The sequence below is a fragment of the Burkholderia multivorans ATCC BAA-247 genome, from assembly GCF_000959525.1.
Classification (GTDB): domain Bacteria; phylum Pseudomonadota; class Gammaproteobacteria; order Burkholderiales; family Burkholderiaceae; genus Burkholderia; species Burkholderia multivorans.
The window spans coordinates 83701-110579 of record NZ_CP009832.1 but is presented as its reverse complement, the minus strand read 5'-3'; the positions used below and the strand labels follow the sequence as shown (position 1 = coordinate 110579).

31 protein-coding genes and 1 pseudogene are annotated in these 26879 nt (G+C 63.9%); 5 read left to right on the top strand and 27 right to left on the bottom strand.

The window, feature by feature from the left end; all coding sequences use genetic code 11:
• The first annotated feature begins 134 nt into the window (after positions 1–134).
• Together phnA and phnY are read left to right on the top strand one after the other, a co-directional pair.
• A complete protein-coding gene (gene phnA, locus NP80_RS12960; RefSeq protein ID WP_035947067.1) occupies positions 135–1373 on the top strand; it encodes a phosphonoacetate hydrolase in 1239 nt (412 codons plus the stop codon).
• A gap of 24 nt (positions 1374–1397) precedes the next feature.
• Positions 1398–2852: a phosphonoacetaldehyde dehydrogenase gene (phnY, locus tag NP80_RS12955; protein ID WP_045593739.1), complete on the top strand. Its 1455-nt coding sequence runs from the start codon at positions 1398–1400 to the stop codon at positions 2850–2852.
• Between the two features lie 66 nt (positions 2853–2918).
• Here phnY and NP80_RS12950 read toward each other — a convergent pair whose 3' ends face one another.
• The 3 genes from NP80_RS12950 to NP80_RS12940 all read right to left on the bottom strand — a co-directional run bounded on the left by NP80_RS12950 (position 2919) and on the right by NP80_RS12940 (position 6567).
• Complete coding sequence (locus NP80_RS12950; protein ID WP_006407229.1) at positions 2919–3827, bottom strand: DUF3592 domain-containing protein; 909 nt, start codon at positions 3825–3827, stop codon at positions 2919–2921.
• A gap of 414 nt (positions 3828–4241) precedes the next feature.
• Positions 4242–5066, bottom strand: coding sequence for a glycosyltransferase family 2 protein (locus tag NP80_RS12945; RefSeq protein ID WP_006401782.1), 825 nt, complete (start codon positions 5064–5066; stop codon positions 4242–4244).
• Entirely contained in the window at positions 5053–6567 is a 1515-nt protein-coding gene (locus NP80_RS12940) for an O-antigen ligase family protein (protein ID WP_006410535.1), read from the bottom strand. The genes NP80_RS12945 and NP80_RS12940 overlap by 14 nt, the downstream gene beginning before the upstream one ends.
• A gap of 217 nt (positions 6568–6784) precedes the next feature.
• Here NP80_RS12940 and NP80_RS12935 point away from each other — a divergent pair, with 217 nt between their 5' ends.
• Positions 6785–7897 (top strand): glycosyltransferase family 9 protein, encoded by a 1113-nt coding sequence (locus NP80_RS12935; RefSeq protein WP_226823105.1) that lies wholly within the window; start codon positions 6785–6787, stop codon positions 7895–7897.
• A gap of 314 nt (positions 7898–8211) precedes the next feature.
• Here NP80_RS12935 and NP80_RS12930 read toward each other — a convergent pair whose 3' ends face one another.
• The 12 genes from NP80_RS12930 to NP80_RS12880 form a co-directional block, all read right to left on the bottom strand.
• Positions 8212–9291, bottom strand: coding sequence for a tyrosine-type recombinase/integrase (locus NP80_RS12930; RefSeq protein ID WP_080596224.1), 1080 nt, complete (start codon positions 9289–9291; stop codon positions 8212–8214).
• A complete protein-coding gene (locus tag NP80_RS31535) occupies positions 9292–9732 on the bottom strand; it encodes a DUF4224 domain-containing protein (protein ID WP_174328803.1) in 441 nt (146 codons plus the stop codon).
• 447 nt (positions 9733–10179) lie between these two features.
• Positions 10180–12975 (bottom strand): toprim domain-containing protein, encoded by a 2796-nt coding sequence (locus NP80_RS12925; protein WP_006410529.1) that lies wholly within the window; start codon positions 12973–12975, stop codon positions 10180–10182.
• 2 nt (positions 12976–12977) lie between these two features.
• On the bottom strand, positions 12978–13238 hold the full coding sequence (locus NP80_RS12920) for a hypothetical protein (protein WP_006401788.1): 261 nt from the start codon (positions 13236–13238) through the stop codon (positions 12978–12980).
• Positions 13235–13594 carry a hypothetical protein gene (locus NP80_RS12915; protein ID WP_006401789.1) on the bottom strand — a complete coding sequence of 120 codons (360 nt, stop codon included), beginning with the start codon at positions 13592–13594 and terminating at the stop codon, positions 13235–13237. The genes NP80_RS12920 and NP80_RS12915 overlap by 4 nt, the downstream gene beginning before the upstream one ends.
• A 4-nt stretch (positions 13595–13598) precedes the next feature.
• Positions 13599–13793: a hypothetical protein gene (locus NP80_RS12910; RefSeq protein WP_006401790.1), complete on the bottom strand. Its 195-nt coding sequence runs from the start codon at positions 13791–13793 to the stop codon at positions 13599–13601.
• 43 nt (positions 13794–13836) lie between these two features.
• On the bottom strand, positions 13837–14040 hold the full coding sequence (locus NP80_RS12905; RefSeq protein WP_006401791.1) for a hypothetical protein: 204 nt from the start codon (positions 14038–14040) through the stop codon (positions 13837–13839).
• A 3-nt stretch (positions 14041–14043) separates the two neighbouring features.
• The gene (locus NP80_RS12900) at positions 14044–14238 is read right to left on the bottom strand and encodes a hypothetical protein (protein ID WP_006401792.1); all 195 of its coding nucleotides are present in this window, start codon (positions 14236–14238) and stop codon (positions 14044–14046) included.
• 88 nt (positions 14239–14326) lie between these two features.
• Positions 14327–14575, bottom strand: coding sequence for an Ogr/Delta-like zinc finger protein (locus NP80_RS12895; protein ID WP_006401793.1), 249 nt, complete (start codon positions 14573–14575; stop codon positions 14327–14329).
• Between the two features lie 27 nt (positions 14576–14602).
• Entirely contained in the window at positions 14603–14794 is a 192-nt protein-coding gene (locus NP80_RS29535) for a hypothetical protein (RefSeq protein WP_006401794.1), read from the bottom strand.
• Positions 14795–14819: 25 nt separating this feature from the next.
• Positions 14820–15014 carry a hypothetical protein gene (locus NP80_RS12885; RefSeq protein ID WP_006401795.1) on the bottom strand — a complete coding sequence of 65 codons (195 nt, stop codon included), beginning with the start codon at positions 15012–15014 and terminating at the stop codon, positions 14820–14822.
• Positions 15015–15029: 15 nt separating this feature from the next.
• Positions 15030–15257, bottom strand: coding sequence for a hypothetical protein (locus NP80_RS12880; RefSeq protein ID WP_226823103.1), 228 nt, complete (start codon positions 15255–15257; stop codon positions 15030–15032).
• A 75-nt stretch (positions 15258–15332) separates the two neighbouring features.
• Here NP80_RS12880 and NP80_RS12875 point away from each other — a divergent pair, with 75 nt between their 5' ends.
• Entirely contained in the window at positions 15333–15824 is a 492-nt protein-coding gene (locus NP80_RS12875; RefSeq protein WP_006401797.1) for a helix-turn-helix domain-containing protein, read from the top strand.
• 5 nt (positions 15825–15829) lie between these two features.
• On the opposite strand, the gene NP80_RS12870 is transcribed toward NP80_RS12875, so the two are convergent.
• The 10 genes and pseudogenes from NP80_RS12870 to NP80_RS30820 all read right to left on the bottom strand — a co-directional run bounded on the left by NP80_RS12870 (position 15830) and on the right by NP80_RS30820 (position 23762).
• Complete coding sequence (locus tag NP80_RS12870; RefSeq protein ID WP_035947236.1) at positions 15830–16210, bottom strand: helix-turn-helix domain-containing protein; 381 nt, start codon at positions 16208–16210, stop codon at positions 15830–15832.
• Positions 16211–16676: 466 nt separating this feature from the next.
• Positions 16677–17825 carry a phage late control D family protein gene (locus tag NP80_RS12860; RefSeq protein WP_006401800.1) on the bottom strand — a complete coding sequence of 383 codons (1149 nt, stop codon included), beginning with the start codon at positions 17823–17825 and terminating at the stop codon, positions 16677–16679.
• Positions 17822–18250, bottom strand: coding sequence for a phage tail protein (locus NP80_RS12855; protein ID WP_006401801.1), 429 nt, complete (start codon positions 18248–18250; stop codon positions 17822–17824). Before NP80_RS12855 ends, NP80_RS12860 begins: the two co-directional genes overlap by 4 nt.
• A gap of 12 nt (positions 18251–18262) precedes the next feature.
• Positions 18263–21025, bottom strand: a complete 2763-nt coding sequence (locus tag NP80_RS12850; protein WP_006401802.1) for a phage tail tape measure protein — start codon at positions 21023–21025, stop codon at positions 18263–18265.
• Positions 21022–21141 (bottom strand): GpE family phage tail protein, encoded by a 120-nt coding sequence (locus NP80_RS29530; protein WP_035947244.1) that lies wholly within the window; start codon positions 21139–21141, stop codon positions 21022–21024. The genes NP80_RS12850 and NP80_RS29530 overlap by 4 nt, the downstream gene beginning before the upstream one ends.
• Positions 21141–21452: a phage tail assembly protein gene (locus NP80_RS12840; protein ID WP_006401804.1), complete on the bottom strand. Its 312-nt coding sequence runs from the start codon at positions 21450–21452 to the stop codon at positions 21141–21143. The genes NP80_RS29530 and NP80_RS12840 overlap by 1 nt, the downstream gene beginning before the upstream one ends.
• A 33-nt stretch (positions 21453–21485) precedes the next feature.
• A complete protein-coding gene (locus tag NP80_RS12835) occupies positions 21486–21995 on the bottom strand; it encodes a phage major tail tube protein (RefSeq protein ID WP_006401805.1) in 510 nt (169 codons plus the stop codon).
• Between the two features lie 29 nt (positions 21996–22024).
• Positions 22025–23197, bottom strand: coding sequence for a phage tail sheath protein (locus NP80_RS12830; protein WP_006401806.1), 1173 nt, complete (start codon positions 23195–23197; stop codon positions 22025–22027).
• A 196-nt stretch (positions 23198–23393) separates the two neighbouring features.
• Positions 23394–23692, bottom strand: a pseudogene (locus NP80_RS31910) (site-specific DNA-methyltransferase); the annotation flags it as partial.
• A complete protein-coding gene (locus tag NP80_RS30820) occupies positions 23670–23762 on the bottom strand; it encodes a hypothetical protein (RefSeq protein ID WP_106918433.1) in 93 nt (30 codons plus the stop codon). The pseudogene NP80_RS31910 and the gene NP80_RS30820, both read right to left, overlap by 23 nt.
• A 309-nt stretch (positions 23763–24071) precedes the next feature.
• On the opposite strand from NP80_RS30820, the gene NP80_RS31775 reads away from it, so the two are divergent.
• Positions 24072–24377, top strand: coding sequence for a hypothetical protein (locus NP80_RS31775; protein ID WP_006401808.1), 306 nt, complete (start codon positions 24072–24074; stop codon positions 24375–24377).
• A 43-nt stretch (positions 24378–24420) separates the two neighbouring features.
• Here NP80_RS31775 and NP80_RS12825 read toward each other — a convergent pair whose 3' ends face one another.
• Positions 24421–25257: a tail fiber assembly protein gene (locus NP80_RS12825; protein WP_006401809.1), complete on the bottom strand. Its 837-nt coding sequence runs from the start codon at positions 25255–25257 to the stop codon at positions 24421–24423.
• Positions 25258–25267: 10 nt separating this feature from the next.
• Complete coding sequence (locus tag NP80_RS12820; RefSeq protein ID WP_006401810.1) at positions 25268–26878, bottom strand: phage tail protein; 1611 nt, start codon at positions 26876–26878, stop codon at positions 25268–25270.
• Between the last annotated feature and the right edge of the window lies 1 nt (position 26879).

The window sequence follows — 26879 nt, the reverse complement described above, 5'->3', positions numbered from 1 at the left end:
CTGCCTGCTGTTCTTTGCATGTTGTTGACAATCTACAAATCGTCGATTTTAATGTCAAGCATGGAAAACACCTCCTCGGCGCGGCGCGGGCGCCGGCAGCTCAATCGTTGTTCGAACCGAAAGGACTCAATGTCATGACTGAAACGCCTGTTTCCGTGGAAGTGAACGGCCGCCGCTACAAGTGGATGAATCGTCCGGTCGTGGTCGTGTGCGTCGACGGCTGCGCGTACGAGTATCTGGAGCGGGCCGCCGAGGCCGGTGTCGCGCCGTATCTGCGCACGCTGCTGAAGCCCGGCACGGCGCTGAAGGGCGAATGCGTGGTGCCGAGCTTCACGAACCCGAACAATCTGTCGATCGTGACAGGCGTGCCGCCCGCCGTGCATGGGATAAGCGGCAACTATTTCTACGATCGCGACACCGGCGCCGAGGTGCTGATGAACGACCCGAAGTACCTGGTCGCGCCGACCGTGCTCGCGACGTTCGCGGAGCAGGGCGCGCGCGTCGCGGTCGTCACGGCGAAGGACAAGCTGCGCAGGCTGCTCGGCAAGGGGCTGAAGGGCATCTGCTTTTCGTCGGAGAAGGCAGACGAGGCGAACCTCGACGAAAACGGCATCGACAACGTGCTCGAACTCGTCGGGCGGCCGGTGCCGAGCGTGTATAGCGCGGAGCTGTCGGAGTTCGTGTTCGCGGCCGGCGTGCGGCTGCTCGAGACGCGGCCGATCGACCTGATGTATCTGTCGACGACCGACTACGTGCAGCACAAGTGCGCGCCCGGCACGCCCGGCGCGAATGCGTTCTATCAGATGATGGATGCGTATCTGAAGCGGCTCGACGAGCTCGGCGCGATCGTCGCGATCACCGCCGATCACGGCATGAACGCGAAGCACGACGGCGAGACGGGCGAGCCGAACGTGATCTATCTGCAGGAGCTGTTCGACGAATGGCTCGGCCACGATGCGGCGCGCGTGATTCTGCCGATTACCGATCCGTACGTCGTGCACCACGGCGCGCTCGGCTCGTTCGCGACCGTCTACGTGCCCGCGTCGGCCGACGTCGACGCGCTGCGCGCGCGGCTCGCTGCCGTCGACGGTATCGAGCTGGTGCTGAGCGGCGCCGAAGGCTGCGCGCGTTTCGAGCTGCCGCCCGACCGGATGGGCGACCTGATCGTGATCTCGGAACAGGACGTCGTGCTCGGCACGCGCCGCATCAGGCACGACCTGTCGGGCCTCGACGTGCCGTTGCGCTCGCACGGCGGGCTCTCCGAGCAGATCGTGCCGCTGATCTTCAGCCGGCCGGTGAGTGCCGACGTCGCGGGCCGCGCGCGGCTGCGCAACTTCGACATCATCGACATCGCGCTCAACCATCTGCGCTAAGCCCGCATCGGGAAGGAGACACCCATGAATGCCATTGCAGAATCGACGGCAGCCTGCGACGTTCGTCATGAAGCGCTCCGGATCGATGGCGAGCGCATTCGTCGCGACGCGACGATCGACGTGCGCAACCCCTACGACGGCACGCTCGTCGGCACGGTGCCGAAGGCGACGCTCGACGACGTGCGGCGCGCGTTCGCGGTGGCGCGCGCGTATCGGCCGACGCTCACGCGCCACGAACGCGCGGCGATCCTGCGTCGCGCGGCCGACATCGTGCGTGCGCGCACGGCAGAGATCGCCGCGCTGATCACCGCGGAAGCGGGCTTGTGCATCAAGGATTCGACCTACGAAGCGGGGCGCGTGGCCGACGTGCTGACGTTCGGCGCCGGCGAAGTGCTGAAGGACGACGGGCAGATCTTCTCCTGCGATCTGACGCCGCACGGCAAGAAGCGCCGCGTGTACACGCAGCGCGAGCCGCTGCTCGGCGCGATCTCGGCGATCACGCCGTTCAACCATCCGATGAACCAGGTCGCGCACAAGGTCGTGCCGTCGATCGCGACGAACAACCGGATCGTCGTGAAGCCGTCGGAGAAGGTGCCGCTGTCGTGCTACCTGTTTGCGGACATCCTCTATGAAGCGGGCCTGCCGCCGCAGATGCTGCAGGTGATCACCGGCGACCCGAACGAGATCGCGGACGAGCTCGTGACGAATCCGGCGATCGATCTGATCACGTTCACGGGCGGCGTGTCGATCGGCAAGTCGATCGCATCGCGCATGGGCTATCGGCGCGCCGTGCTCGAGCTCGGCGGCAACGATCCGATCATCGTGATGGAAGATGCCGACCTCGACGAAGCGAGCACGCTCGCGGTGTCGGGCTCGTACAAGAACTCGGGGCAGCGCTGCACCGCGATCAAGCGGATGCTCGTGCACGAGGCGGTGGCCGATCGCTTCACGGAGCTCGTCGTCGAGAAGACGCGCGCGTGGTCGTACGGCAATCCGGCCGATCCGTCGAACGACATGGGCACGGTGATCGACGAGGCGGCCGCGATGTTCTGCGAGTCGCGCGTAAACGATGCGATCGCGCGCGGCGCGCGGCTGCTGGTCGGCAATGTACGCGACGGCGCGCTCTATTCGCCGACGGTCGTCGACCGCGTAACGCCCGACATGCCGCTCGTGAAGTACGAGACGTTCGGACCGGTCTCGCCGATCATGCGCTTTCGCGACATCGACGAAGCGATCCGGATGTCGAACAGCACCGACTATGCGTTGTCGTCGTCGATCTGCACGAACCGCTTCGACTACATCACGCGTTTCATCACCGAACTCGAGGTGGGCAGCGTGAACGTGCGCGAGGTGCCGGGCTACCGGCTCGAACTGACGCCGTTCGGCGGCGTGAAGGATTCGGGGCTCGGCTACAAGGAAGGTGTGCAGGAGGCGATGAAGAGCTTCACGAATACGAAGACGTATTCGCTGCCGTGGTAGGCAGGCGCGATGCGCGCGGGCCGTCGCCGCATATCGGGCGACGGCGCGCGCGATCGCACGAAGAAGTCAGTGCGCGCGCTCGTACGGCGGCTGACCGGGCCATAGCGTCGCGGCGACGAACAGGCCGGCCGCGAGGAACGGCGCGCCGATCGCGAACAGGATCGCGGTGATGCCCCAGCGATCCCAGAAGCGGTCGACGATCGCGCGTTCCGGCATCACGGGGTCGTACAGCACGGTGACGGCTTCGCCCGCCTGCAGACGCGAATGTGCGACGGGCGTGCGCTGCCGGAACGTGATCCGCCGGCCGCCGTCGGCCGTGAACGCGACGAGCGCCGCACAGCGCGACGAGGCTGATGCGCCGTGCGCTGCGTGCGTGTTGTCCGCAAACGCGATGACGCGCCCCGTCGCATACGCGTAATGGCGCACGGTCTGCCACTGACGCAGGCCGGTCGCGCCCGCGCCGGCGAGGAAGCCGGTGCCGATCGCGATCGGAATCAGGACGACCGCGACGTCCCAGCGCTGCAGCGCGCGTTGGCGCGCAGCGGCGCCCGGCATCGTGTCGCGTGCCGCGTGGCGGCGCGCGTTGACGTACAGCAGGCTGCCGATCGCAAACGACGCGACCGCGAGCAGCGCCGCGGCGCAGGCCGGAAACCAGCGCTGCGCGAAGTCGTCGATCGTGGCGGGACGGTTCGGATGGGCCGGATCGAGCAGCACGTCGACGTGCTCGCCGATATCGTAGGCGGGGACGATCGATGCGGTGCTGCCGGCGATCTCGCGACGCTCGCCGTTGTCCGCGACGTACGCGACGATCGGCCGATACGCGCGCATCGCGTCGCTGTCCTGGACGATGCGCACGACCGTGCCCGGCATGCGGATCAGATGGCCGGTCGCGTGGCCGGCCGTGACGGCAAGGATGGCTGCCGCGACGAGCAGCGCGATGCCGAGTGCGAGCGCGATCCGCGCGTTAAGCGGCATGACCGGATCCGGTTCGCGCAATGCAGGGCGGAGGGCGGTGCGGGCGACCGAGTCGCGCGCGCCGACGGACAGCCCGATCTCGGCGCCACCGTACCGCCCGAATGGTCGCGTCCCGCTCACATGTTCCCATGTCTGACGTCCCATGTTCTCTCAGTGCCGACGCGGGAACGGCAAGGCCCGCGCCGATCGTGTGATTATTTGTCGGAGGATTCTAGCGGAAACGGCGCGGGAAATGCGTTCGGTGGCTTACCGACGTGCCCTATCGAGGCGGCGATGCAAAAAAAGGGGGCCAACGGAGGGATGCCGATCGTCGGCGTGCTGCGCGGTACAGGAGGTGGGAGGGCGTGCTGCGGCGGAGCGGACGAGCCGCGGGTCAGCCGCAGCAACACGCCTTCGGAGGGACAGCGAGCGGCGTCAAAGCCAGTGATAGTCGCCGCCCTCGCGCTTGCCGTGCAAGGTCATGCCGTAGCGCGCCAGTTCCGCCTCGCGCCACGCGTTCAGCATCCGGTTGCGCTTGAGCTTGTTCATCTTGCGCGTCAGCCAGCTCTGATTCAACAGCCGATAGTTCTTTCGGTTGGCGAGACCTTGCTTGCTCGACAGCCCGCGCTCCTGCTTCATCGCGGTCTGCGTGATCGAGCCGTAGTGGTGCAGCCACGCCGCACCGGTGATCGCAGTGCGAATGCCGACCTTGTCGAGCTCGCTGAAAAACAGCGTGTCCTCATAGCCGAGCAGCTTCGGTACGGGCTGGAAGTAGCCGACCTCATGCCATACGCTTCGATGCACGGCGAGACAGACGGCATGGCGAGTGCCGACGCGAAGGGTGTCGCGCATGCGGTCGCTCCACACGAGCGACTGGTCGTCGAAATCGTAGTCGAGCGGCCCCTCGACCAAGGCCGGCGACGCGACCTTCAGGTTGTGTTTCTCCGCCGCATGGATCAGTCGTTCGATCCACTCCGCGGATACCAGCACGTCATTGTTCATGACGACGGTCCACTCGGCCTGTTGATGCAGTGCGCCCTGGTTCCATGCGATCCCGCACCCGAGATTCTCGGCATTGTGGATGACGCCGCCGAGCGGCAGGCTCTTCAGATACTCGAGCGTATCGTCGCTCGACGCGTTATCGACGGCGACGACGCGATCGAGCGGCGTGCCATGTTTCAGCATGCTGTCGATGCACTTCTTCGTATATTCGACCTGGTTGTAGCAGGCGAACGTAATCGAGTATTTATTCTTTTCCATAGCGAATGATCGAGGCACCGCACAACGCTGCGATGAAAATCGCACTGAAGCTGGCCGTAAATTTGAGGTTGAACACCTCGGTCGTCATGCCGCTCACAATCTGGCAGATCATGAACACGAGGCCCATCGTGCCATTGGCGACGCGATCGCGGTCGGGCGAGCGGATGGCCCGCACGAAAATGACCATCGGTACGATGAACAAGGCGAGCGTCGACAGGATCCCCCAGATGCCGGAGCGTACCGCATTCGTCATCAGCTCGTTGTGAAAGCCCGCATGCAGGGCGAAGCTGCGCGCATACGGAGAAGCGAATGCCGCGAGTTCGGGCGCCTTCAGCGCCGACTCGAAACCCGTGTCTCCGAGTCCGCCGAGCGGATGCGTCGCCGCGAGATAGGTGCCAATGCGCAGGAAGGTGATGCGCAGCCCCGCGGACGTGTCGGGCGCAATGCCCGAAAAGTGGTAGCTCGCGTAGTCTTGCTGCGCGGCGTCGATGCGGTCGCGGACCGTCTGCGAGAACTCGTAGCTGGAAACCAGTAGCACGGCCACGACGCCGAGTGCCAACGCGACGTTGCGTGCGCGCAATTGGCGATGCCGCGGCAGCGCGAGATAGGCGATCACGATCGGCATCGCCAGCCAGCCGGTGCGGCTGCCCGAGCGAATCGACAGATAGAACCCGAGCGCGGCAGCCGCGCACTTGAACGCGATCAGCGGCGGGCGGTCCTTGCCGAACAGATTGATCGACGCGAGGCTCATCAGTCCGAGCGTCATCATGTATTGACCGAACGTCAGCGGATCCGCGAAGTACGTCGCCATCCGGTCGCCGTCCCAGAAATGGGGGCCTTCGAAGAAGTGGAGCTGCACGAACGTGACGACCAGCCCGAGCGGAATCGTGTACTGCAGCCACCGGCCGACGCTGAACCGATAGTGCACGACCAGCAGCAGAATCGGGATCGCGGCGGCGAAGCGGGACGGGCTGTCGAACATCGGTGCGGCGAATTTGCCGCGGAAAGCCGAGCTGATCAGGATCGATGCGACCGGAAGCAGCAGCACGATCGCCATGCGCATCGTGGCCGGCCGTTCCGCGACTGCGACGAAGGGCGATGCGCGTCGCTGCGCCAAGGCAACGGCGGCACAGAGCGCCGCGACAAACAGGACCGCGCTGCTCCAGCCACGAATGGTGACGAGGAACAGCGGGGCGGCTGCAATCACGATGTAGGCTGCGACGGCTGCGAGCGGCGGGCGTTCATCACGACTGGGTAGCCGGGCGGGGGACGACAAGCAATCACGCCTCAACACGGGCTCCGGAAGAAATCTGAAATTGAGATTGGCTTGGTGACCGCCCCGTCGACGTAGGCAAGCGCGATCCTTGCCGGCAAGCGGCGAACCGCGCCGTTGGCTGCATGCGCCACCTCGATGGCGTTGCCTATCGCAGGCGATGGCGGGCGCGATGCGGCGCGGATACGGCAAATGGTCGATTGGATTGACTGCGCCATCCGGCGACATGGCGTGCGAGACGTTACTTTAGAAGCTGCCGCCGGTCAAGAATGCGGGTTCGGTGTCGCGAGCCCCTATAATGGAGCGTTCGCGGCGGGCGCCATGGTGCACGTGCATCGACATTCGTCCCGGGGAAAGGCCGTCGATGCCGTTCCGTCACGAGAAACGGCGCGATATGTCGGCAACGGCGCGGGCACGGCCGACGAAAATGACAACGATACCAACCATGTTTCGATTGATCGACCATTGTGTCGCACGCTCTACGTCGATTCCTTACGAATCGGTGCCTCATGATCCGGCGCGCTATCTCGCGCAGGCCTCGAAGTTGACCGTCGCGAAAAAATATCTTCACCGCCGATGGTCGCTCGCGCTGGGTGGGCAGACGGCGCTTTATCGCGACACGTTGCCGAACGATGCGCGGATTTTGTGGCTGTACACCGGCAAGGCGAATTTCGGCGACGCGACCATGGACATGGCCGGCCGAAGCCTGCTGCGCGGCACGGGCGTGAAGGCGGATCTGCTGACGCTGCCGAAACTGCGCCCGCTGTTCGAGGAAGACGATGTTTTCGCGAATGTGTTCGACCGCGTGGAAGACGTGCTGGCGCGCGACTACGATGCGGTGCTGCTGAACGAATTCAATCTGCCGTCGATCCGATTGAAGCGCAAGCATTTCAGGCACCTGCCGTTCGCGTGCCTGTTCGGCTACTTCTACGGTCCGGATCGCAATCAGACGCAGTTCAGCTTTGCTGCGATCAATCACGTATTCGGACTCGGTCTGACGCCTGCGCGGCTGCACGCGCTCGCGCAGCCCTACCTCGGTTGCAGCGATCCGACCGAGCGTAGCGTCGACGCGCTCGTGCCCGAAACGCCGTATCTGTGCATCGCGGTCGGCGGCATCGAGCCAAGGCGCACCTATGACCGCTGGCCCGAGTTGTTGTCTGCACTGGATGCGGCGGACGATCTCGCGGTCCCGCCGTCCGTCTTGCTGCTCGGCTCGGACAACGGGCGCGATGCCGCCGACGCGATCGGTCGACACACCTATGCGCGCTTTACCGTGCGCTCTCTGGTGGGGAAGCTGAGCCTGCTGCAATCGCGCGCGGTCATCGCGCGCAGCGCAGGATTCGTGGGGTGCGATGGCGGGCTGATGCATGTCGCGCACACTACCGACGCCGGCTCGGTCACGCTGTTTGCGCACGCGGAGCCCATGCACTTGCGACTTACGCCGCGCTGCAAGTCGATCGGTATCCAGAGCAGCGGTGCGGTCAGCGATATCGATGTCGGCACCGTTGTGTCAGCGTTGCGGACGAAGCTGGGAACGGTGGCGGACTACGTCGTGTGACATCGTTGCGGAAGCAAGGGATTCGGGGAAGTGTCGAGCGCTGAGGCTGCGCCGCGATTCGAACTTGCCCGACGCGGCCATCGCGGTGTGCGGTGCTACACAGACGAAAAAGGCCGGTCAGCTTGCGCTGACCGGCCTTTGAAATTCCTGGTGGGGCGTGAGTGACTCGAACACTCGACCTACGGATTAAGAGTCCCGCTTGCATTTCGTGACAAATTGATTTGTTTTCAGTAGCTTACGTTCGTAGGGTGTCTAATAAGCACTCCGCGTCGGAGCAAATTGGGGCCTGCTCTGACGCGGCTTGTCGTGCGTTATTAGACGGCCGCGTGCTGCCGGTTGGGCTCGACCGTGCCTCGCCATCGGCACTTGACGTAAATTTCAGTCGTCGTCACGGAGTCGTGCCCACACAATACCTGGATGCGCTCGAGCGGCACGCCAGAGAGCCACATATCTGTTGCCCCCTTTGCTTTCATGTCGTAAGGTCCGAACGACTGAAACGGAGTAAGCCCCTTCGTTTCGCGAGCGCGGTTCACCTTCGCGATGTAACGGTGCAGCATTGATGTGAGCCCGGAGTAACTGTAAGGTTCGCCGTTGCGCTTGCGAATCCACGTTGTCCCAGGCCCGGGGGTGGGACCGGTAGCCTTCAGATAGTTCAGAATTGCGTCGATTTCGGGTGTTACGGCGATGTCGACGATGGCGCCGGTTTTACCCTGGTCGTTGCGGATTACGCGGCGTACTGACCCGTCCGGCTCGCGCTTCTGAACGATGTTCGCCGGTCCCCACGCGATAATGTCCTCTGGGCGCTGCAGCGTTCGATATGTCAGATCAAGCAGGCCGCGTACTTGAGGTGCCGCGACCGCCCACACGGCTCGATACTCGTCGTGTTCGACATACCTTTCTCGCTTCGTTTCCTTGTTCCGTTTGACGCCAAGGCACGGGTTCAGCTTAACGCTCCCCTTGCCGGTTCGAATAAGCCAGGTGAAGCATGACGACAAGCAAGCTTTCTCGCGATTGCCGCGGACCGGACGACCGTTTTCCGCGCACAGGTCGAGATAGGCACCGACATGTTTCGGTTCGACGCTGGCCGGCGTCATGCGGCCGAAGTAGACCTTCAGCGGTTCGACGTCCCGCTTATAGTCCTCGTACGTTCGGGGCTTGAGGTAGCCGAGCTGTACCCGCTTCTCGCAATGCACGACGAATTCGTCAAGGAAGTAAGACATTGTGCCGTAGGTCGAATCAGGGTCGTTGTACAGATTGCCTTTTCGTTTCGCCTCAGCCAGATCAGTTCCAAGGCGTTCCCAGCGCCCGTCGCGATGCACGTAGTAAAACGCGCCATGTTTCGGGTAGACCCGGTCTGGCAGTCCCAATTCGTTACTTTTTCGTTTGCGCCCCATTTAATTTGCCTTCTTCTTGTTGCTGCGTGCGAACCGTTGTAGCAATGCAGCGGTATCCGGCGAGCAATCACCCGTGCCGCGATCGATATCGCTTGCGACTGCTCGTCCGCACATGACTTGCTCGAAATGCGCGCGCGACACGAGCGGCATTCCGTTCGGTTTCTTTTTCACCTCAAAACCCGCTCGCTTGAACCACCGCATAATCGCGGCCGGTTGGCGCAGCGGCTCGGCGATTCGACGTAGCTCGGCATCAGTGAGAAAAGGTGGCAACACGTTTGCTGCGTCGTAGCGAAAGCTCGACGGTGCCTGGTCAAGATTCTGCATCGCAATCACTGTCACAAAAAGGAACCACACGCAGCGCAACTCGTGGATTCGTGGTTTGCGCTGGTTTTTGGTGTAACGCACTGATTTATAAATAGATTTTTTGCCATCAATTGCCATGAGTTACCCGTGGATGGGCCTGAAAACTCGTGGCTCAAAAAATAGGCACAGGCGGAAACCCGTGGCAAAAAGCCCAAGACTCGTGGCGCTCGATTCAGGCCTTTTATTGCTTCTTCCCTGCTTTCTTTTCTCTTCTTTTTCAATGAATTAGAGAGAAGAGATGAAGGCACGGGGGGCGTCGGCGCGAAAATCGGACTAGTGGCAAAAACGCCCCGACTAGTGGCGAATGGAGGGCGACACACGGCGGTACTCTTCTCAACAATCAAAGACTTACGAGCGGACGCCCCCGAAAACCACGGTTCGCGTGCGCTGCCTGCCCCTTCCCGGTGGAAAAAACGGCTCGCGCGGCCCGCTTTCATTGAGGCCCGCGCTTTCACCCGGCAGGTTCGACTTGCGAGGGAGACGGGGGCAGCGTGCAGCACGGCGGCCGCATTGGCTGGCAGGGCATCATGCGCTGCCTCGTTGCTCGGCCGCGTCGGTCGCCAGATCTTCGCGAACCGACACGTGCAGCCCGAAGCCGGCCAGGCGCTCGAGCGAGATCGGCGTGAGGTACGGCACGCGACGGGTATAGATGCGCCGCTCGACTTCCTTCTCGCCAACCACGACGCCGGCGTGCTTGAGTTGCGCCTTGAACACGCGGTCCGACTTCACCGGCAGGGCGTTCCATTTGTCGCGCAGCGCGCTCGTGTGCGCGATGTGGTCCATCACGTGCCCGGTGCGCAGCAGTAGGCAGAACTCGCCGTCGACCATGTCGAACGTGTACGGGTGCTTGTAGTTGCCGCCGTCGATTTCCGACAGCACGGTTTCCATGATCCAGACCCAAGGTTCCCGGTCGGCGCTCGTCTCGGCGATGTGGCCGTTCATTTCAGCGAGCAGATCGCGCGGGAAGTCGCCTTCCGTCGGATCCATGCCGGCGAACTCGCACAGGTAGCGCCAGGCGAGCGCGACGGCCGCATAGTTGCCGGCCATGCGTTTCGCGCCGTCGTCCTCACCGCTCGCGCGGCAGTTGGCCAACGCCTTGTCGCGCAGCATCGCGTACTGGTCGAGCACGGCGCGCTTGTCGAGCCCGGCGAGAAATTCGAGCCACTGCCGTACCGGAAAGCGCGGCAGGTCGTCGGGCAGCAGCGGGCCGCGCTTGCCGGTGAGCGTCGTGCGTACGAGCTTGCCGAGCAGGCTGCGCACGGGCACGTCCTCGCCGGCGAGCATCACCGGCGCGCACAGCAGGTATTCGGTCATGTCCGCGCCGCGGCGCGTGACGGTGTACTGATAGTTTTCCTGCAGCAGGCCGACCGCCTTGTCGATCACGTCCTGCCGGCGTGCCGACAGTTCTTCCCAGCCGACCGGATGGCTCGTATGGCTGATGCTGGTCAGCAGGCGGAATTCGGTCTGCAGCGACTGGCCCGAGAACATCGTGAACGCGAGCGACCGTTCCAGACGCTTGATGAGCGTCGATTTGCCAGCGCCCTTGTTCGCCTGGATCGTGATATGCGGCCAGAAGCCGAGCAGTGCCTTCAGATGACCGCCGAGCGCCCAGACGAGCGGGATCGTCGCGGCGTTCTGTTTGAACGTTGTCTGGTAGGCGCTGATGACGCGGCGCGCGTCACTGATCGGGCCGCTCGGGAACGTGAGGTTGTGATACGGACACTGCTTGTCCGCTTCGGTGAAGTAGCAATCCGGGCCTTCGTTGACGATGAGCCGGCCCTCGCGCCACGCGAGCCCCACGAAATTCGCGGCCTGCCGCGCACCGAGGTCGGCGCCGCGCTCCAGGATATTGACCATGCGCTTGAACGGCGCCGGCGCCCAGATCGGGCCGAACTTGCCCCACTGGTCGACGTTGTGCAGTTGGTCGTCGAGCATCACGCGGCGAATGAGCTGCGCGCCGTGGCGCGGCGCCTGCACCGACACGGCGAAGTACACAGTCGGCGCCTGGTCGGCGTCGCCCGTCATCGTCGATGTCGCACTCGCGACCGACACGCGGCTCATGCCGGCGATGCGGAAACCGCACAGATCCGTCATCACCGGTGTCTCGACGCCCGATTCCTCGTTGCGGTCCATCTTCGTGATGTAGCTGGTGAAGTCGGGTCGCACGCGGAAGCGCCAGTACTGTGCGAAGTCGTGCGGCGGCAGAGAGATGCGCGGCCGGCCGCGGCGTGTGGCGTCGCCGGCGAGGCCGGCGATCAGCCACGGCTCCAGCTGCTCGAGCGCACGCGCGAGTTCGAGCGGGCCGCGCAGCTGCAGGTAGTCGTTGACGTCGTTGATGGGCTTCTGCTGCTTCTCCCCGTCCGCGAGGTCGGCGAGCCAGTCAGCCTGGTCGACGAGCACGGCGCTGATGTTCAAGGCGGTGAGCCGTTCGTAGAGCGCCCACGCTGCTTCGGGGCCGGGACGGTGGCCGGCGCGCGGATGGCCGTCAGCGAATGGCTCGTCGTTGTCCATGCAGACCACAACCTGCTTGCCTCGCAGCAGAGTGAAGTCCAGCGCGTCAACGTTGCCGAGGCCGCGCAGCGCGAGCGCGGCCGCGCCGGGCAGAGCACACGTGTCGATCGACAGCGCGTTGATCGCGCTTTCGACGATGAATACGCGCTTCGCCTTCTCCAGTCGCCGGGGATCCGCGGTCCAGCCGTAGCCCGCCTTGTCGCCCTGCGTCTGCGTTTTGACGCCGCCGTTCAGTGCGGGATCCACGTAGCGCATGTCGACGGCGACGACGCGGCCGTCGGTCGGAGCCCGCACGATGAACGCGGCGGCCGGCCCGCCGTGCCCGACTTCGCCGGCGGCAACTTTCGAGCTCGTCCACGTGTTGAAGCCGAGCGTGCGTGCGGCGATCGCGGCGTCGATCGCCGCGGCCGAAATGCCGCGGCCGCCGAGGTATTCGCGGACCTGGTCGCGCTCCGCGAAGCACCGATCGGCGATGTATTCGACGGTCGTTTTCTCACGGCGCTCGGTCGGCGCCGACCGGTCGAGCGGAATGCCGTACGCATCGTGCAGGTAGCGGACAGCGTCCGCGACGGTGCCGCCGCGCACATATATGACCAGATCGATGCACGAGCCGCCGACGCCGGCGCTGTGATCGCGCCAGCCCGTGCCATGCTTCGGGTGATTCACGTAGATCGACAGGGACGGGTTTTTGTCCTCGTGCTGCGGCGAGTGGTAGAGCGCCTTGTTGCCGCCGCGGCCGCGCTTGAGACCGAGGCGATCGGCGAGGTCGTGCAGGTCGATGCGTTGTTTCAGTTCGTCGATCGAGGCCATCGTTATTGCTGTTGTTCAGGTTGCTGCGGGGCATTGACAGCCGGGTTGTCCGGCGTCGCGGGAGAGAAGACGAGCGCGCGCAGCGCGTCGGCGGACTCCGGGAAGTCGAGCGCGAGGCGATCGCTCAATGCCGCGACGAACAGGCCGAGCGCACACTGGCGAGCGACGCTGCCGGGGCGGTTGTTGAAGTGCAGAGGATTTGCGGCCGCGACGATCGCAGCCCGCAGCGTCGCATCGTGCGACGAAGCATCGAGACGGCTCATGCGGCTTCCCCCAGGATCGCGCGCCGATTGCGCTCGAGCTGATAGGTGGCGAACTGCAGATCGGTGCGGGCCGCAGTCGCCTCGTCGAGCATCGTGCGCAGCCGGCGCCGATTGCGTTCGACGTTCGTCGTCGCATTTGTGATGGCTGCGGTGCGGGATGTGCCCGTCCCGGCTTGCATGCCCGAGGCCAGGTGCGTGACGACCCACTTTTCCGGATGGCCGTCGGCCAGATAGGGCTCGGCGTGAATGCCGAAAGTCGCGCCGACGTCGTTCGGAATGACGACATGCTCGCCGGTGACGGTGCGCAGACCGGCCGACGTTAGCAGCTCATAGCGGATGGCGGATTCGATCGTCATCAAATCAACCCCGAGGCGGAACGGACCATCCGAGCGCGACGACGAGCGCAACGATCACCGCGACGCCGCCGACGAACGCGAGCGGGCGTGCGTATCGGACGTCGAACAGGCGCAGGACGTCGGCGGTGAGGTAGTAGGCGCCGGTGAGGGAGAGCGAGAGCATCAGCAGCACACTGATGCCGAAAACGTAGGGTTTCATGGTTTGGCTCCAGGTGAGTGCGCCGGCAGTCGGCGCGGATTCGTCATTCGTCGAAGTCGTTCGCAGCGCATCGCTTCGCGTCGGAGCTGCGCCGCGACCGGGCTTGTTCTCGGTCCTGCATCGCACGCGCCGCAGATTCCACGACCAGGCGTACGGCGCGATGGCGGATCGACGTGTCGAAATCACCGACCATGCGCAGGCGATGCCATGCCGCGCGCAGGTCGACGTCGGTGAGCGGCGCGCGCATCGGTCAGTGCATCCAGGCGAGCAGCGGCGTGCCGCGCGCGAGATCCCACGACACGGCGAAACCGAGTGCGCGTGCGGATGCGACGAATACGTCGGCGCGGACGTCAGCCGCGCAGAGCTTCTGCAGGTAGGCGACGCGCTGGTTGAAGTCGAGCGACGAGGTGAGGGTGGTGACGTGGGCGGGAGTCGGCGTTTGCATGAGTCTCTCCAGAATTTCAGGCAAAAGGAGTCCCCCGCGCCCGCGCGAGGCGGGTGCGATGGGTTGAAACAAGAATTGCGGTTACTGGTTAGGCGTCGATCAGCGAGAGCTGACGCGGGTCCTGCGGTAGCCGGTCAACCTTGCCGACGGGCAGGTAGACCATCGGGTTCGGATTGAGGCTCGGCGCGATCGTGTGGACGGCGGCAATATGGATCTTGTACGTCGTCGCGCACTCGATGTTGGTGCATTGGCAGTACGCCTCCCGGACGAGGACGGACAGCGGACGGCTGGTCCGAATGACGGCGCGGCTGCCGCAGTGATGGCACTTCAATTTCATCGTGACTTCCTGTCGGAAATGGCCGCGTCAATTACGGCTGTTGTTATGGACGACGTAGAGCGCCCGGTCTCGTCCGGTGAGGCGACGTGCGCCGAGGCGCAGCCGTCGCTTCACGAGCCATTCCGCCGCTTGCTGAATCGACGCGAGGCCTTGCTGTTGCCGTACGCGCTCGAGTATTTCGGCGTCCTGCTCGGTGAAGGTGATTTCGAGTTCGGGCATTGAATCGGCTGCTCCAAGGCTGCTGCTATCGGGCCTGGTCGCGAGCTACATTGCTCGATGGCAACAGGGCTTCGGCGGCTTCTCGCAGAACCATCTGGCGAATCAGCGTGGCGGTTTGCTCGCCCTGATAGTTAGCAAGCGCGGTGATGAGCGCGTATTCGTAGTCGTCGAACCGCAGCATCAGGCGGTTGTCGCGGACGCGCTTGGGATCGGGATACATGATGATCACCTCCGGTCAGCTGGCGGAAACTTTGGCGGACGTGTCCTCGAACGAGGACACCTTGGCGAGGTAGTGCGGCAGCCCTTCGAGATAGATCAGGCGCGTGAGGCTCGCAAGAGAGCGAGGCTCACGTCGGGCGAGCTGTTCGAGCTGGCTGCGCTCGGCGGGCAGAAGGCGCAGGGAAACCGGCTTGCTGGACATGACGCCGGCCGGTGCGCGCCGGGGACCTTGGGGGGTAGTCATGGCGGTTATACTCAGTTTGGACAGTGCTTCACTAGGGATGAGTGAAGTTTAAGGTACTCAAAACGAAACTTCAAGATGGTAGAGAAAATGATTGGCGACCGTTTGAAGGAGGAACGGATGCGCATCGGACTAAGCCAGGCAGAGTTCGCTGCGCTGGGTGGGCTGGGAAAGCAGGCGCAACTGAACTACGAATCCGGTACGCGATCACCAGACGCGAACTATCTGGCGGCGCTCGCCAAGATCGGCGTTGACGTGCTGTACGTGATTACTGGCGAGCGTGCGACGCAATCGAAATTGCCGCCTGACGTAGCTGACCTGGTAGACAGCTTTTTGCAACTGAACGACATCGGACGCGCCGCAGTGCAAGGCGCGATCAACGGTTACTTGCACATTGGCGAGATGACCGTGTCTGGCCAACCTTCAAAGCGGATTCCACGGATCGCGGCGAATCGCATGGCGAAGCTGGACGCGTTCGTTGAGGAGGAAGTGAAGGCGGCACAAGCCAATGTGGAGCAGACCAAGCGACAACGCGTATCTCGTAAACGCGGTCAGATCAGTCAAGACTGACTTACTTAGGACCGGCGCAGGGTATCCGCGGCGCGCTTGAGCGCCGCCATCGCATCTTCCACGTGCCCCAGAATGTCTGCCGCATCCAACATGGACGGCGAGCGGTCCGGCTGCCCGCGCAGCGCCGCTAACTCCTGATTGAAGCGGGACACGATCATGCGCAGCCGTCTCCCGTACGGAGTGAGGCGGAATCCATCGCTACCGGAACGCCGCTCCATCAACGAGAGGCCCAATATCTTTTCGAGCTCGGTGATCTTCTGGCTGACCGTCGGCCGTTGCACGCCAAGCGCGTGCGCGGCCTCTGTGATGCTGCGGTAACGGGCGATCTCCGCGAAGGCCCTGAGAAGGTTCCAGTTGAATTGTGTCGGCCTCGTGGATGGATTCATACGATTGCGCAATGTGGGCATGACGCAATCTAGCAGCGTGTCGCGAACACCGCTCAATCCGGCCGCCGGGACCGAGGCGGACGTAGGTTTTTACCTAACTTTCGAAAGCCTTTTTCCTACGTTTCATTTTCATTCGTAACGCACGAAAATAGGGCCGCGTTACTTGACGCGTGAATGTCGTTTCACGCGGTAACGTGGTTCACAATATCCGAAGAGGTATCCGTAGTGCGTAACACGAAGCAAGACCAACTCGATGCCATTGAAACAACGATCGACGGGGTCATCGATCGCTGCGCGGAAGCGAACCCGACCACACAAAGGACGCGTTCCGCTGATCCGCCAAGGAAGAAGCGCGCGGGGCGCCGACTGCGAACGCTGTCCCCTGCCGAGCATGCTGATCTCGTGCAGCTCGTCACAAGCTCACTCGCGAGCCTGTCCGCTATCCACCGCATGCTGATGCAGTAGTTCACGCTCCATCCGAGGTGTCGAATTCCGGCACCTCGGTCGCCTTGACCTCCAGATCGAGGTCCGATGTAAATCCGCCGTTACCGTCGAGCGTATGTGTAACACGCGCGACGATCCACTTGCAGTCGTCGATGACCCGTTTGTAACCGCGCACGGTTACAGGCAGCTCGGTCATCAGCTCGGGTCGCCCAAGCGCGAGCACGATGCTGAATTCCGCAACGCCGCGCTGCAGTTTCTCCCATTCCGCCTTCGCCGCGCGCGTCGCGTTGCTCTTGTTCGCGTATGTGTGCCGCAACACCTTCACGTTCTCGGCCGTGCCGAACAGCACGTCGCCGCTCTTGTCGATTGGCTTCTTCTTCGTGGTGCGCCGCCGGCGCCGCTTGACGGTGGTCGACTGCTTCTTTGCGGTGCGCGTGTTCAGGTAGAACGCCTGCACGCCGGAATACGCGTCGCGATCGGCGACACCGAACTCGTGGCGGTCGCCGACGTCGCGGGTGATTGTGACGGGCGGCAACGGCTTGCCGCTCGCCGTGGTCGCTTCGCCAGCCTTGATGAACAGTAGCTTCCCGTTCTTCACGGTTGCGATTGCGTCGAACATTTTGGCCAAGCGCGTGAGCAAATTGGCGTCCGATTCGGCAGTCTGGTCGATATGGTCGACGAGCTGGCCGTCGAGCGCACGGCTGACACGCGCCTCTACCTTGTTCTGGCTCGCGATCGCGCGCACGATCGCGCCGACCGTTTGCCGGTGCCAGGACCGCTCCTTCTTGATAGAGAGGCCCGCGCGCAGATCGACGCTGCGCGCGCGAATGGTGAGCACATCTGGTGTGCCGGTGTGCCGCACCTCGTCGACAACGAACTCGCCTTTATCGACGAGCCCGTTCGCAGCGCCGGCCCAGCCGATCGCCACCTTCAGTCTCACGCCGCGGCTCGGGATCTCCAGCGCGCCGTCCGAGTCGTCCAGGCTGATGTCGAGTTGGTCGGCCTCGAAGCCGCGGTTGTCCTGCAGCGTCATCGAGATCAGCCGACCGTCGAACTTGTGCGTAATGTCCTTGCCGGCCAGCGTGATCGAGTAGATCGCGCGCGGCACGCGATCGTCGGCCAGCGCGGTTTTCTGCATCAACTCGGCGCCCGGCAAGTCGGCCAGGTTCATAGCGAGATCGCCTCCTTGATCGCATCGGTGACAATTCCCAGCATGTTGATGTCGTCGTTGCGCGTGAGCGCCACCGTGAAGTCGATGCGGCGCGCCGCGCCATCCGGGAAGAACAGCGTGCGCGCCGTATCGATGTCGTCGATCGTGAACATGCCGTAGATGTGGCCGGTGCCCTCGATCAGCGGCCACGCGGTGTGTTGCTCGGCCATCGCCTCGAGCACCGACAGCGACAGATCGCCGCCGGTCAGTTCGGGCAGCAGCACGCCGGAGAGGACGATCGTTTCGTCAACTTCGCCGACGTACTGCCGCGCCGGCTTCCGGCCGACACGGTTGTTGCTCGCGTAGCGCCAGCCGCGCCGGCGCTTCAACTCCTGGTAGGGCAGCGTCGACAGGCTGAACACGAACAGCCCGAGCGCCATCATCATGACAATCCCCCTTCAATCCCGATCGCGCAGGCGCGAGCGCTCACGCGCGGCCTGCGCGGCTTGCTCCTGTCGCATCACCTGCAGCACCTTCTGCGCGAGCGCATTCGCGTCCATGCCTGGCGACGCGTACACGTTGATCGTGATCGGCGCGGGCGCCGATGCCGGCGCGCGCGCGGCCGTTGCGGCGATCAGCGGCGGCCGGTTGTCGACGGAAAGCGGTGCGCTGCCCGCGATTGCCGCTCCCGTGAGGCCGATGCCTGCGCCGGCGGCGACGATGCGCTTGCCGAGTTCGCGCACCGTCGCGAGCGGTCCGTCCTGGGCGTTGCGCAGCCCCTGCTCGAGGCCGGCCATCGTGAAGCCGCCGAGTGCGGCGAACACGCGGCTCGGCGAGTGGATGCCGAGCCGCTCCTTGAACCAGCTGACAACGCTGTCGCCAGCGCGCTGGATCGCGGTCTTCACGGCGCCCAGGCCGTTAGTGATCCCGTCGACGAGCCCGGACATAAGGTTCGATCCGAACTCAGCGAAGCGCGTCGACGCATCAGCGAGGCCGCGGATGATGTCGGCCAGCCAGGCGCCGAAGGCTCGGCCGGCGCCCGTTGCGGCGTCGAGGCTTTCCTTGCTTGCGTCGACGGGCGGCAGTAGTCGTGTGAGCCAGTCCCACACACCCTTCGCAGCGCCCATCAGCCAGACGAACAGCGGTTTGAGCGGTGCGAACGCGGCGCCGAGTATCCCGAAGGCTCGGCTGACGAGCGGCGCGAGCGGCTTCAGGCCATCGGCCAGCCCTTGCCAGAAGCCCGAGAAAAACGCCTTGATCGGCTCCCAGTACCTGACGATGAGCAGCGCGGCAAGCGCGATGCCGGCGATCACGATGCCGATGGGACTCGTCAGCGCGACGCGGCCGACGAACAGCAACGTCCGCGCGATGGCGCCGAGCGCGCGCACCAGGACACTGCCCTGGATGCCGAGCATCGACATGCTGAAGCGCACGATCGCGAGCGGCCCGAGCACGGCCGCGAGCGTGATCGTCAGCGTGCCGAGCACGGCGAGCAGCACGCCGAGGCCGGCCGCGCCGATCGCCACCGCGCGCGTGAACGTCGGATATTCCTTCGCGAAGCCGAGCAGCCGCTCGAGCACACTGGTGGTCAGCTCGAGCGCGCGGTTGTACACGGGCAGGACCTGCTCGCCGATCACGGTGCGCAGATTGCGGACCTTCTCCAGCGCGATCAGCTCTTTCCCTTCGGTTTGCTGCTGCCCGAGTGCATGCAGCTTGTCGATCCCGTACGCGCCGCGGTTCAGCCGCTCATTCTTGTGAATCTGCTCGCGCTGCATGTACATCGTGGCGAACAGGTTCGCGCCGTTGCCGTTCGTCATGATCGTGGAGAATTCCTCCAGAATCTTGGCGTCCGACGTGATGCCCTTGGCCTTCAGCTTCGGCAGCAGCACCTTCTCCATCCACTCGAATGGCGAGGCGTTGAAGAGATCGCCGCCAATCAGCGCGCCGGGCTTGATCCGCTTCACATTGCCGATCGTGTTGTACTCGACCGACTTCTTGTCGACGAGCCCGAGCTCGACCAGGCGCTTGGCCGCCCGCACGGTCGTCTTGCCTTGCATCAGGTTGCTGTACGCCGCCTGCACGCCGGTGCCGGCCGCGTGACCGCCCATTTCCTGGATGAGCGGCTCCATCTGGTAATAGAACGCGTCCTGGCGCATCTGCTTCGCGGCGACCTTGCCGGTCTGAATGAAGTTGCGCCATTCGTCGCCGCCGACACGCCCACCCGTCGCGGTCAGCACCTGCTGGACCATGTTCGCTTCTTTAATGAACGCAGCGTCGGATTTCGTGCCGCCGCGCAGCTCGATCACCTTCAGCATGTTCATGAATTTCTCTTCGTTCTCATGCCCCTGGTCGGCGCCGAACATCGCTTCGTTCGCGAACTTCATCTTCGCGAGCGTCGGCATGACCATCTGCGCGTGATGCTCGTCCGCGAAGATCGACATCGCGTCGCGCATCAGCGTCATGTTGTCCGTGATTGCTACACCCGGCGTTTTCATCGCGCGCACGTAGCGCTCCGCATCCTGCGTCGCGCGTTCGCCGAGGCCGAGCCCGAGGATGCGGCCGCGCTCGTTCTGGATTTTCTTCGCCTCGGCCAGCGGCTCACGCAGGTCGGCAAGAATGTGCTGGCCCGTCGCGCGCGCGGCATACCCGCCTATCGCCATCTCAGCGGCGGCGCCACGCAGGGCGCCCATCCTTGTGCGCGCGGCCGCGACGCGCTGCTGGCGGTTGTTCATGGCGTCCAGGCGCCGCTCGTGCTCCGTCAGTGTCGCGTTCGTTTCGGCGATGCTCAAGCGTAGCGCCCGCTGGTGTTCGACGAGATTGCGTGTACTGACGCCGCTTGCGGCGAGACTTGAGCGCACGCCGTCGAGCCGCTGGCGTTCCTGATCGAGCAGGCCGGCAAGCGCCTTCGCCGCGCGTACGGCCTGCTGGTGTTCACGCGTGAGCGCGCGCGTTGGCGACTCGGCCGCTTTCATCTGCTGCGCAAGCTGGCGCACGCGCTCCTGGGCAGCGCGCGCCTTCGTCTCAGTTTCCTGCATGCCGCGACGCAACTCGCGGAACTCGCCGATACGCTTCTGGGTGTCGCCGAGTTCCTTGAGCCGCGTGCGCGTGTCGCGCAGGTCTTTCACCAGCGCGCGGTTGCGCCCGGTGATCTCGCGAATTGGGCGGCTCGCCTGGTCGAGCGCCTTGAGCACGACCTCGAGGCGCAGCGAACGATCGCTCATTCGTTACCCTGCTCGTAGCGTTCACGTGCGCGCTCGCGCCAGTCCATCAGCTCCGACAACGGCATGGCGGCCATCACGTCGGGCGACCAGTGGAACACGAGCGCGATGTCAGCCATCACGTCGTCGACGGTTCGAGGGAGACGTCCGCCTTCGACGAGTTGGGCACCAAAAAACCAGCCACCTCCGTGCCGAGCTGCACCAGATCGGCCGGGTCCAGGCGTAGCACATCCTGCGTGGTCAAAACAGGATCGCTGATGCGCGGCAACACTTTCGACAACGCGATCACATCCAGCTGCAGCACGTCGGTGAGCGCGACGCCGCGCAGCGCGCCGGCGAGCGGCTTCATCAGCGTGACGGCAGCGATTTCCTGCTCGCCGCGTTTGATCGGCGTATCGAGCGTAATGACGGCGGATTGCTTGGATTGCATGGTGTGTTTCCTGAGAGAGGGAATGGATTGGGATTACAGGCCGATGTCGCGGCGCTGCTGCGCGAGTCGATCGACACCGCCGACGATCTCGACGAAGTTCGGGATGTCGATCTCGATCAGCGTCTCGCCGTTGCAGACGAGGCGGTAGTACGACAGCGACATCGTGCCGGTCTGGTCGGCGTTGTCGCCGGCCTTGGCCTTACCGGGGTCGATTTCCTTGTAGCGGCCGCGCACGTACACTTCGACCGCGTCCGTTTCTTCGGTGTCGTCACGCTGGTAGGAACCGGCGAAGCGCACGGTGACGCCGTCGATCTTCGACGTGCCCCACGTCTTGAACATCTCCTTCATGAAGCCGCCCATCGTGAGGCCGAGCTCCATCTTCTCCATGCCGAGGTCGACGTCGACTTCGGCGTTCATGCCGCCGCCGCGATACGCTTCCATCTTGCGAGACAGCTTCGGCAGCTGGATTTCGGGCACTTCGCCGACGAACGAGACACCGTCTTCGAACACGTTGAAATTCTTCAGTTTGGATGGCAGAGCCATTGCATTTCCCTATGGTGAGTGCCGTGACGTCAGACCGCGATGCTTTGCGCGAACTTGAGCAGGTAGCGGTCCGTGATGCGCTGGCGGAACGTCAGGTCTTCGAGCGGAGGGGTCGGGCAGAAGTCGTAGTCGAGGAAGCCCTGGCCTGCCTTCAGCGAATCCTTCTCGTTGGCGGCGGGATCAAACCAGCACTCGCCATCGATGAGGTAGCCCGCCGTCTTCCATGCGCGGAACTTCGCGTTCACACCGTCCACGATCTCTTTGATCAGCGTGCGGCTCATCGGCTGGTCGACCGCCCACATATGCGCCTCGGCCATCGTGTCGGCGATCACCTGCGCGGTGCGCACGTAGTTCTCGAAGGCCCATAGCTTGTCCTGGGAACAGGTACGCGATCCCCATAGACGGTAACCGTCCGAGTTCACGAGCGTGGTGACGTCGTGGCTGTTCAAGTAGCCGGCATCGGTATTCGGATCCTGCAGATCCCAGAACACGTCGCGGCTGATGCCGGTGACGCCGTTCACGACGACGTTCGAGATCGTCTTGTGCCAGCCCATCTCCTCGTCGATCTTCGCGCGCATGCCGAGCGCGCGCGCCGTCGCCCACGTGATGTCCTCGGCGTTGGTTGCGGTGTTCCAGTTCACGAAGTCCGGCCAGATCGTCATCAACTCGCGCTGACCGAAATTAGCCCGGTGGGCGACCGCCTCTTCCTTGGTCTGCGCGCCGAACGCGCTGACGTATGCGAAGCCGCGCAGCTTCTGTGCGATCGTGGCGAGCTCGGCGGCAACCGGCAGCGTGTCGAGGCCGGGACAGCCGAGCACGCGCGGCTTTACCCCGAGGCGGCTCTTCGCGGCGAGCAGCGCCTTCATGCCGGTGTACTGGCCGTCGGTCGTCGTGGTGCCGATCACGTTGCTGGTCGTCGCGTCTGCATCCTTGCCGGTCGGCACCCGCACGGCGACGATCATCGGCGAGGTTTGCGCGGCGATCGCATCGAGCGCGCGCGCGAGCGTGCCCTTGGTGCCGGCCTTGCCGATCGCGGCCTGCACGTCCGTGATGAGGGCGGGACGGTTTTCGGGGAAGGTGGTCGGATCGGCGTCGTCGCCGGTGCAGACCATACCGATCACGGCCGTGCTGACCGTGCGGATGGGGCGCGTACCGTCATTGATCTCAATGACGCGTACGCCGTGGTGGTAATCAGAGGGCATGCAATCTCCCGGAAGTGAGGCTCCCGAAAAGATTGCCGTTCGCGCGCGCGCAGATCACGCCCGCGTGGTTGTGCAGCGGTCGGCCACAACCGAAACCGCTGCAGGATGGCGTTATGCAGCGACGGTGGGTTTGTTGAGCCCGGCAAGGCGTGGCGTCGCGACCTGGTGGTAGGTGGGCTCCAGCTCACATCCGATCCAGTTCTGTTTCATTGCGACTGACGCGATAGACCTCGGCGGGCCAGGTCATGCACCAGAACGACCATGACCGTTGATCCTTGCTATCGTGCTGGAACTCGGGGTAGACGGTCTTCACGTCCCCGCCGATGTACTTGCTCGACGGCGACTGGCCGCGCGAGGCGCCGGTCGTGCCGCCGGACGAGTAGGGCGGATCCGTGGAGGTCAGATCGACACAACTATCAGGTAGCGCGCGAGCACGTTCGGTGCGTCGGCTTGGTGAATACGGTTGATCAGGTCAGCGGAAATGAGTAGTTGCATGGAGCGAACCCCTCGTAGCGGAGACTCGGCGGCCTGCGGGTAAGCGGCGCTCGGCCCTCAACACGTTCATAGCCCGACAGCGCGGGCATTTGATGGTGAGCCGGATGTACCGCAATGGATGTCCTGTATGGGGCACGCGCTTCGATTGACCATCTGGCAAGCCTGGATGTGCTCCCAGCGGCGGTTGTTACTGCGTGGTGACGTCGTCGTTAGATAAAGGGATCGAAAGTTAAAAAAACGTGTCCGTAAAACGATTGCGAATTAAGACACATATGCGCTGAGCCTTAACGAAACGTACAATCACTGTCGGCTCGACGTGCCGTGACATTGCCTGCTATTTGGCCACAAACTTAGCGTTCCGCAATAAACGGAAGGGGAAATGAAAACATCGAAAGTTATCCGTGAAATCGCAAACGAAATAGAAAATGTTTTTCGCAACAATGAGTCGGCAGAGCCCAATCCTTTCGCTTTGGCTCAGCTCGAGGTACTGCATAGCCGCATGCGTCTGCACTGCGGCTACTGCTTTGAACGAACGACAAAAATTATTTCCCTCGCCAAAGACTTCTACAGTGTGCGCAAGCATCAGTTGCATCCCGGGGGAGCCGACGGCGTGCTGCGCGATGTTTGCGTAAACCTCGAAGAGATGCGTGCCTGGGCAAGCTTGTGGGAGAAGAACGGCAAATAACGACTTGGGGCGTCACTCGCCGACCGCCTCTCTTCCAGAGCGCTTACGCCACGCCTTCATCATCAGCAGTCGCACTCGGCACCGACGGCGCAACATACGGCGCCGGCTCCTTCGGCCACACCACATTCGGGAACGTTTCCCGATTCAGCGTATGCGTGAGCCGATCGGCATACGCAGACCATGCGCGATAGTTGTACTGCTCTTCGTCCGACAGCTCGCCTGCCGCATACGCGTCGGCTTTCCCGTCGATAAAGCTCTTTGCCTTCGCCATTCGCGCCTCGAATTCCGCAAGCGCCGGTTCGCACGCGACTTCGAAGGGGACCGGATCGTCGGGCCAATGCACGGTGTCGGGGAAGCCGTCCGACTGAATCGCGCGGACCAGATCGAGCTGATAGGCGGACCATGCGCGGAAGTAATACACCTCCTCCATCGACAACAGCCCTGCCGCATACGCGTCCGCCTTGCCAGCGTTCATCTGACGCGCGCGCGCCATACGTGATTCGAACTCGACCATCGCTGCTTCCCGTGCTCGTTGAGCCACGAGCGCGGGATCGATGACCCAGCCGCTGTCGCGCCACACGTGCTCCGGCGACGGACGTGGAATTTCGGTGAGCCCCTGTGCTTCGGGCGTCGTGCCGGCCGCGAGAATTTCGGCCGGCTCGCCTGTGTCCTGTCGATACAGAACCTGTCCGCGGTGATCAGGCAGGAGCGTCCATGCACCGTTACGGTAAAACGGCCAGGTGCGCGGCGTGCGCTCCGGCAGTGGATCGAGCGTACTGAACGCTGGCACGAGCCAGCGATTCGGGTTCTTCGGATCCACGTCGGCGAGATGGCTGGAAATGTACTGTCCGGTTTCGGCGTCGTATTGATGGATGAGCATAGGTGTCGTTTCAGTAAGCGCGAATCATGGCGAGCATGGCGATGTTCCGGGGACGGGCCTCGTTACCGCCGTCCCCGTTCACGGTAATGGCATGCGCGTGTGCGCCGGCGCCGCCGATTCCGACGTTATGGCTGTGCGTTCCGGACCCTTCGGTATTGAACTCGTGTGCGTGATCGCCGGACCATGCGATGTCGGCCGAATCGCCGGCACCGACCGCCTGCTCGGAGCCGCTACCGGCCTGGTCGGAACCGGTTAGCGACCCACCGTAAGGCGGCCGCAGTAAGCGGCTGAAAATCCCGTTGTTGTGATTGTGTCCGCCGCCGCCGCCGGTCCAGCCGTGGTGACCATGCCAGCCTTGCGCGTCCGTCCAGGCGCCGTGCGTATGGTCGCCGACGGCTGCCGACGATGCCCCGTGCGCATGCCATGCGTTCTGGAAGCTCTGGAAAGTGCCAATCCCGCGCGCAGAATCCGCGCCGCGGCCGTCGTCCCAGCAGCGCAAGAATTCGCCGCGCAGCTCGGGCAGACGGAACGTCGTCGCGCCGTCGCCCGTCGAGAAACATCCCCAATTGTTCTGCCCCCACGCCGACTCGGCGACGAGCGCGCCGCTCGCCTGTGCGTACGCCCACAGCGCGGGATAGTCGCTGCGGTTGACGAGCGCGCCGTTCAATTTCAGAAAGCCGGCGCGCACGCTGGTGCGCGGCTCGAACACGATCGTGCCGATGCCGGCCGACGCGATCGCTGCGACAACCCATTCGGTCGTTGGCACGCGCTTCGATGCGTCGCCCGATGGAGGCGTTTGAGCCGTGATGAGGCCGCCGACGTCGAGCGTGCCGCGAAAGCCGGTATTGCCGGTGCGCGTATCGAACCAGTGAGAAAACTCTGTTCGCGGTACGGGCATGCCGTCGATCGTTGGCGCGAACCCGATGCCATACCACGAACGCAACGCGACGTTGGTCGTCGAGGCGGATGCACCATCGCCGTTGCCGGCGCTGAGAATCGCGCCGGTGCCGCCCGGCGCCGACGCGAGATGCAGGACGTCCCGCGTGCTGATGCGGCCCGTGAAGTCAGCGCCGGAAAGATTGGCCTTCGCGTCGAGCCGTGGCTTGAGCGTAGCCGGCGTCACGGCGCGCGTCGCGTCGGTGCCAGCGGCAACCTCTTCCGTCGTCGCAAGCTCGACGACGCCCTTGCGGTCCGTCGTCGCCGGCGGGTTCAGGAACGTGGCGGGGCCGAACTGGAGCTGCGACGCGTCGATCGACTTGAACACGATGTCGCTCGCAAGCAGCATCATCGCCGCCGGCGACTTTTCCAGAATGGGCGTGTCCTGAACGTAGACACCGAAGAGCACACCATTGTCGAGGTACAGACCGTACGCGAACAGCGAATACTGATCGTCGGTGTCGTCCTGGATGACGACGTGCACTGTATCGGGCGCGACGTTTTCGCCGCCGAACGTGGTCACGCGTTTGCGCTCGGTCGGCATGGTTTTCATGCCCTTGTCGAAGGTGAATGCCGCGGTGCCGAGACCGACTTCGGTCACGCGGCGGGCAACCGTGCCGGTATTGCTAGCTGCGACGAGCGCCGCGCGTCCGGCGTCGGTAATGTTGATGAGGTTTCCAGCCATG

Bases quoted from the DNA above. Each gene is read 5' to 3' on its own strand.
- NP80_RS12880 (WP_226823103.1), bottom strand. From the start codon at position 15,257: ATGACTACCCCCCAAGGTCCCCGGCGCGCACCGGCCGGCGTCATGTCC.
- NP80_RS12940 (WP_006410535.1), bottom strand. From the start codon at position 6,567: ATGTCGCCGGATGGCGCAGTCAATCCAATCGACCATTTGCCGTATCCG.
- NP80_RS12835 (WP_006401805.1), bottom strand. From the start codon at position 21,995: ATGGCTCTGCCATCCAAACTGAAGAATTTCAACGTGTTCGAAGACGGT.
- NP80_RS12935 (WP_226823105.1), top strand. From the start codon at position 6,785: ATGTTTCGATTGATCGACCATTGTGTCGCACGCTCTACGTCGATTCCT.
- NP80_RS12950 (WP_006407229.1), bottom strand. From the start codon at position 3,827: ATGCCGCTTAACGCGCGGATCGCGCTCGCACTCGGCATCGCGCTGCTC.
- NP80_RS12930 (WP_080596224.1), bottom strand. From the start codon at position 9,291: ATGGGGCGCAAACGAAAAAGTAACGAATTGGGACTGCCAGACCGGGTC.
- NP80_RS12875 (WP_006401797.1), top strand. From the start codon at position 15,333: ATGGTAGAGAAAATGATTGGCGACCGTTTGAAGGAGGAACGGATGCGC.
- NP80_RS12855 (WP_006401801.1), bottom strand. From the start codon at position 18,250: ATGATGATGGCGCTCGGGCTGTTCGTGTTCAGCCTGTCGACGCTGCCC.
- NP80_RS12885 (WP_006401795.1), bottom strand. From the start codon at position 15,014: ATGTATCCCGATCCCAAGCGCGTCCGCGACAACCGCCTGATGCTGCGG.
- NP80_RS31775 (WP_006401808.1), top strand. From the start codon at position 24,072: ATGAAAACATCGAAAGTTATCCGTGAAATCGCAAACGAAATAGAAAAT.
- NP80_RS12900 (WP_006401792.1), bottom strand. From the start codon at position 14,238: ATGCAAACGCCGACTCCCGCCCACGTCACCACCCTCACCTCGTCGCTC.
- NP80_RS29535 (WP_006401794.1), bottom strand. From the start codon at position 14,794: ATGCCCGAACTCGAAATCACCTTCACCGAGCAGGACGCCGAAATACTC.
- NP80_RS12870 (WP_035947236.1), bottom strand. From the start codon at position 16,210: ATGAATCCATCCACGAGGCCGACACAATTCAACTGGAACCTTCTCAGG.
- NP80_RS29530 (WP_035947244.1), bottom strand. From the start codon at position 21,141: ATGGCTGACATCGCGCTCGTGTTCCACTGGTCGCCCGACGTGATGGCC.
- NP80_RS12830 (WP_006401806.1), bottom strand. From the start codon at position 23,197: ATGCCCTCTGATTACCACCACGGCGTACGCGTCATTGAGATCAATGAC.
- NP80_RS12945 (WP_006401782.1), bottom strand. From the start codon at position 5,066: ATGGAAAAGAATAAATACTCGATTACGTTCGCCTGCTACAACCAGGTC.
- NP80_RS12910 (WP_006401790.1), bottom strand. From the start codon at position 13,793: ATGAAACCCTACGTTTTCGGCATCAGTGTGCTGCTGATGCTCTCGCTC.
- NP80_RS12905 (WP_006401791.1), bottom strand. From the start codon at position 14,040: ATGCGCGCGCCGCTCACCGACGTCGACCTGCGCGCGGCATGGCATCGC.
- NP80_RS12850 (WP_006401802.1), bottom strand. From the start codon at position 21,025: ATGAGCGATCGTTCGCTGCGCCTCGAGGTCGTGCTCAAGGCGCTCGAC.
- NP80_RS31535 (WP_174328803.1), bottom strand. From the start codon at position 9,732: ATGGCAATTGATGGCAAAAAATCTATTTATAAATCAGTGCGTTACACC.
- phnA (WP_035947067.1), top strand. From the start codon at position 135: ATGACTGAAACGCCTGTTTCCGTGGAAGTGAACGGCCGCCGCTACAAG.
- NP80_RS12895 (WP_006401793.1), bottom strand. From the start codon at position 14,575: ATGAAATTGAAGTGCCATCACTGCGGCAGCCGCGCCGTCATTCGGACC.
- phnY (WP_045593739.1), top strand. From the start codon at position 1,398: ATGAATGCCATTGCAGAATCGACGGCAGCCTGCGACGTTCGTCATGAA.
- NP80_RS12920 (WP_006401788.1), bottom strand. From the start codon at position 13,238: ATGAGCCGTCTCGATGCTTCGTCGCACGATGCGACGCTGCGGGCTGCG.
- NP80_RS12840 (WP_006401804.1), bottom strand. From the start codon at position 21,452: ATGCAATCCAAGCAATCCGCCGTCATTACGCTCGATACGCCGATCAAA.
- NP80_RS12860 (WP_006401800.1), bottom strand. From the start codon at position 17,825: ATGAACCTGGCCGACTTGCCGGGCGCCGAGTTGATGCAGAAAACCGCG.
- NP80_RS12915 (WP_006401789.1), bottom strand. From the start codon at position 13,594: ATGACGATCGAATCCGCCATCCGCTATGAGCTGCTAACGTCGGCCGGT.
- NP80_RS12825 (WP_006401809.1), bottom strand. From the start codon at position 25,257: ATGCTCATCCATCAATACGACGCCGAAACCGGACAGTACATTTCCAGC.
- NP80_RS30820 (WP_106918433.1), bottom strand. From the start codon at position 23,762: ATGAACGTGTTGAGGGCCGAGCGCCGCTTACCCGCAGGCCGCCGAGTC.
- NP80_RS12820 (WP_006401810.1), bottom strand. From the start codon at position 26,878: ATGGCTGGAAACCTCATCAACATTACCGACGCCGGACGCGCGGCGCTC.
- NP80_RS12925 (WP_006410529.1), bottom strand. From the start codon at position 12,975: ATGGCCTCGATCGACGAACTGAAACAACGCATCGACCTGCACGACCTC.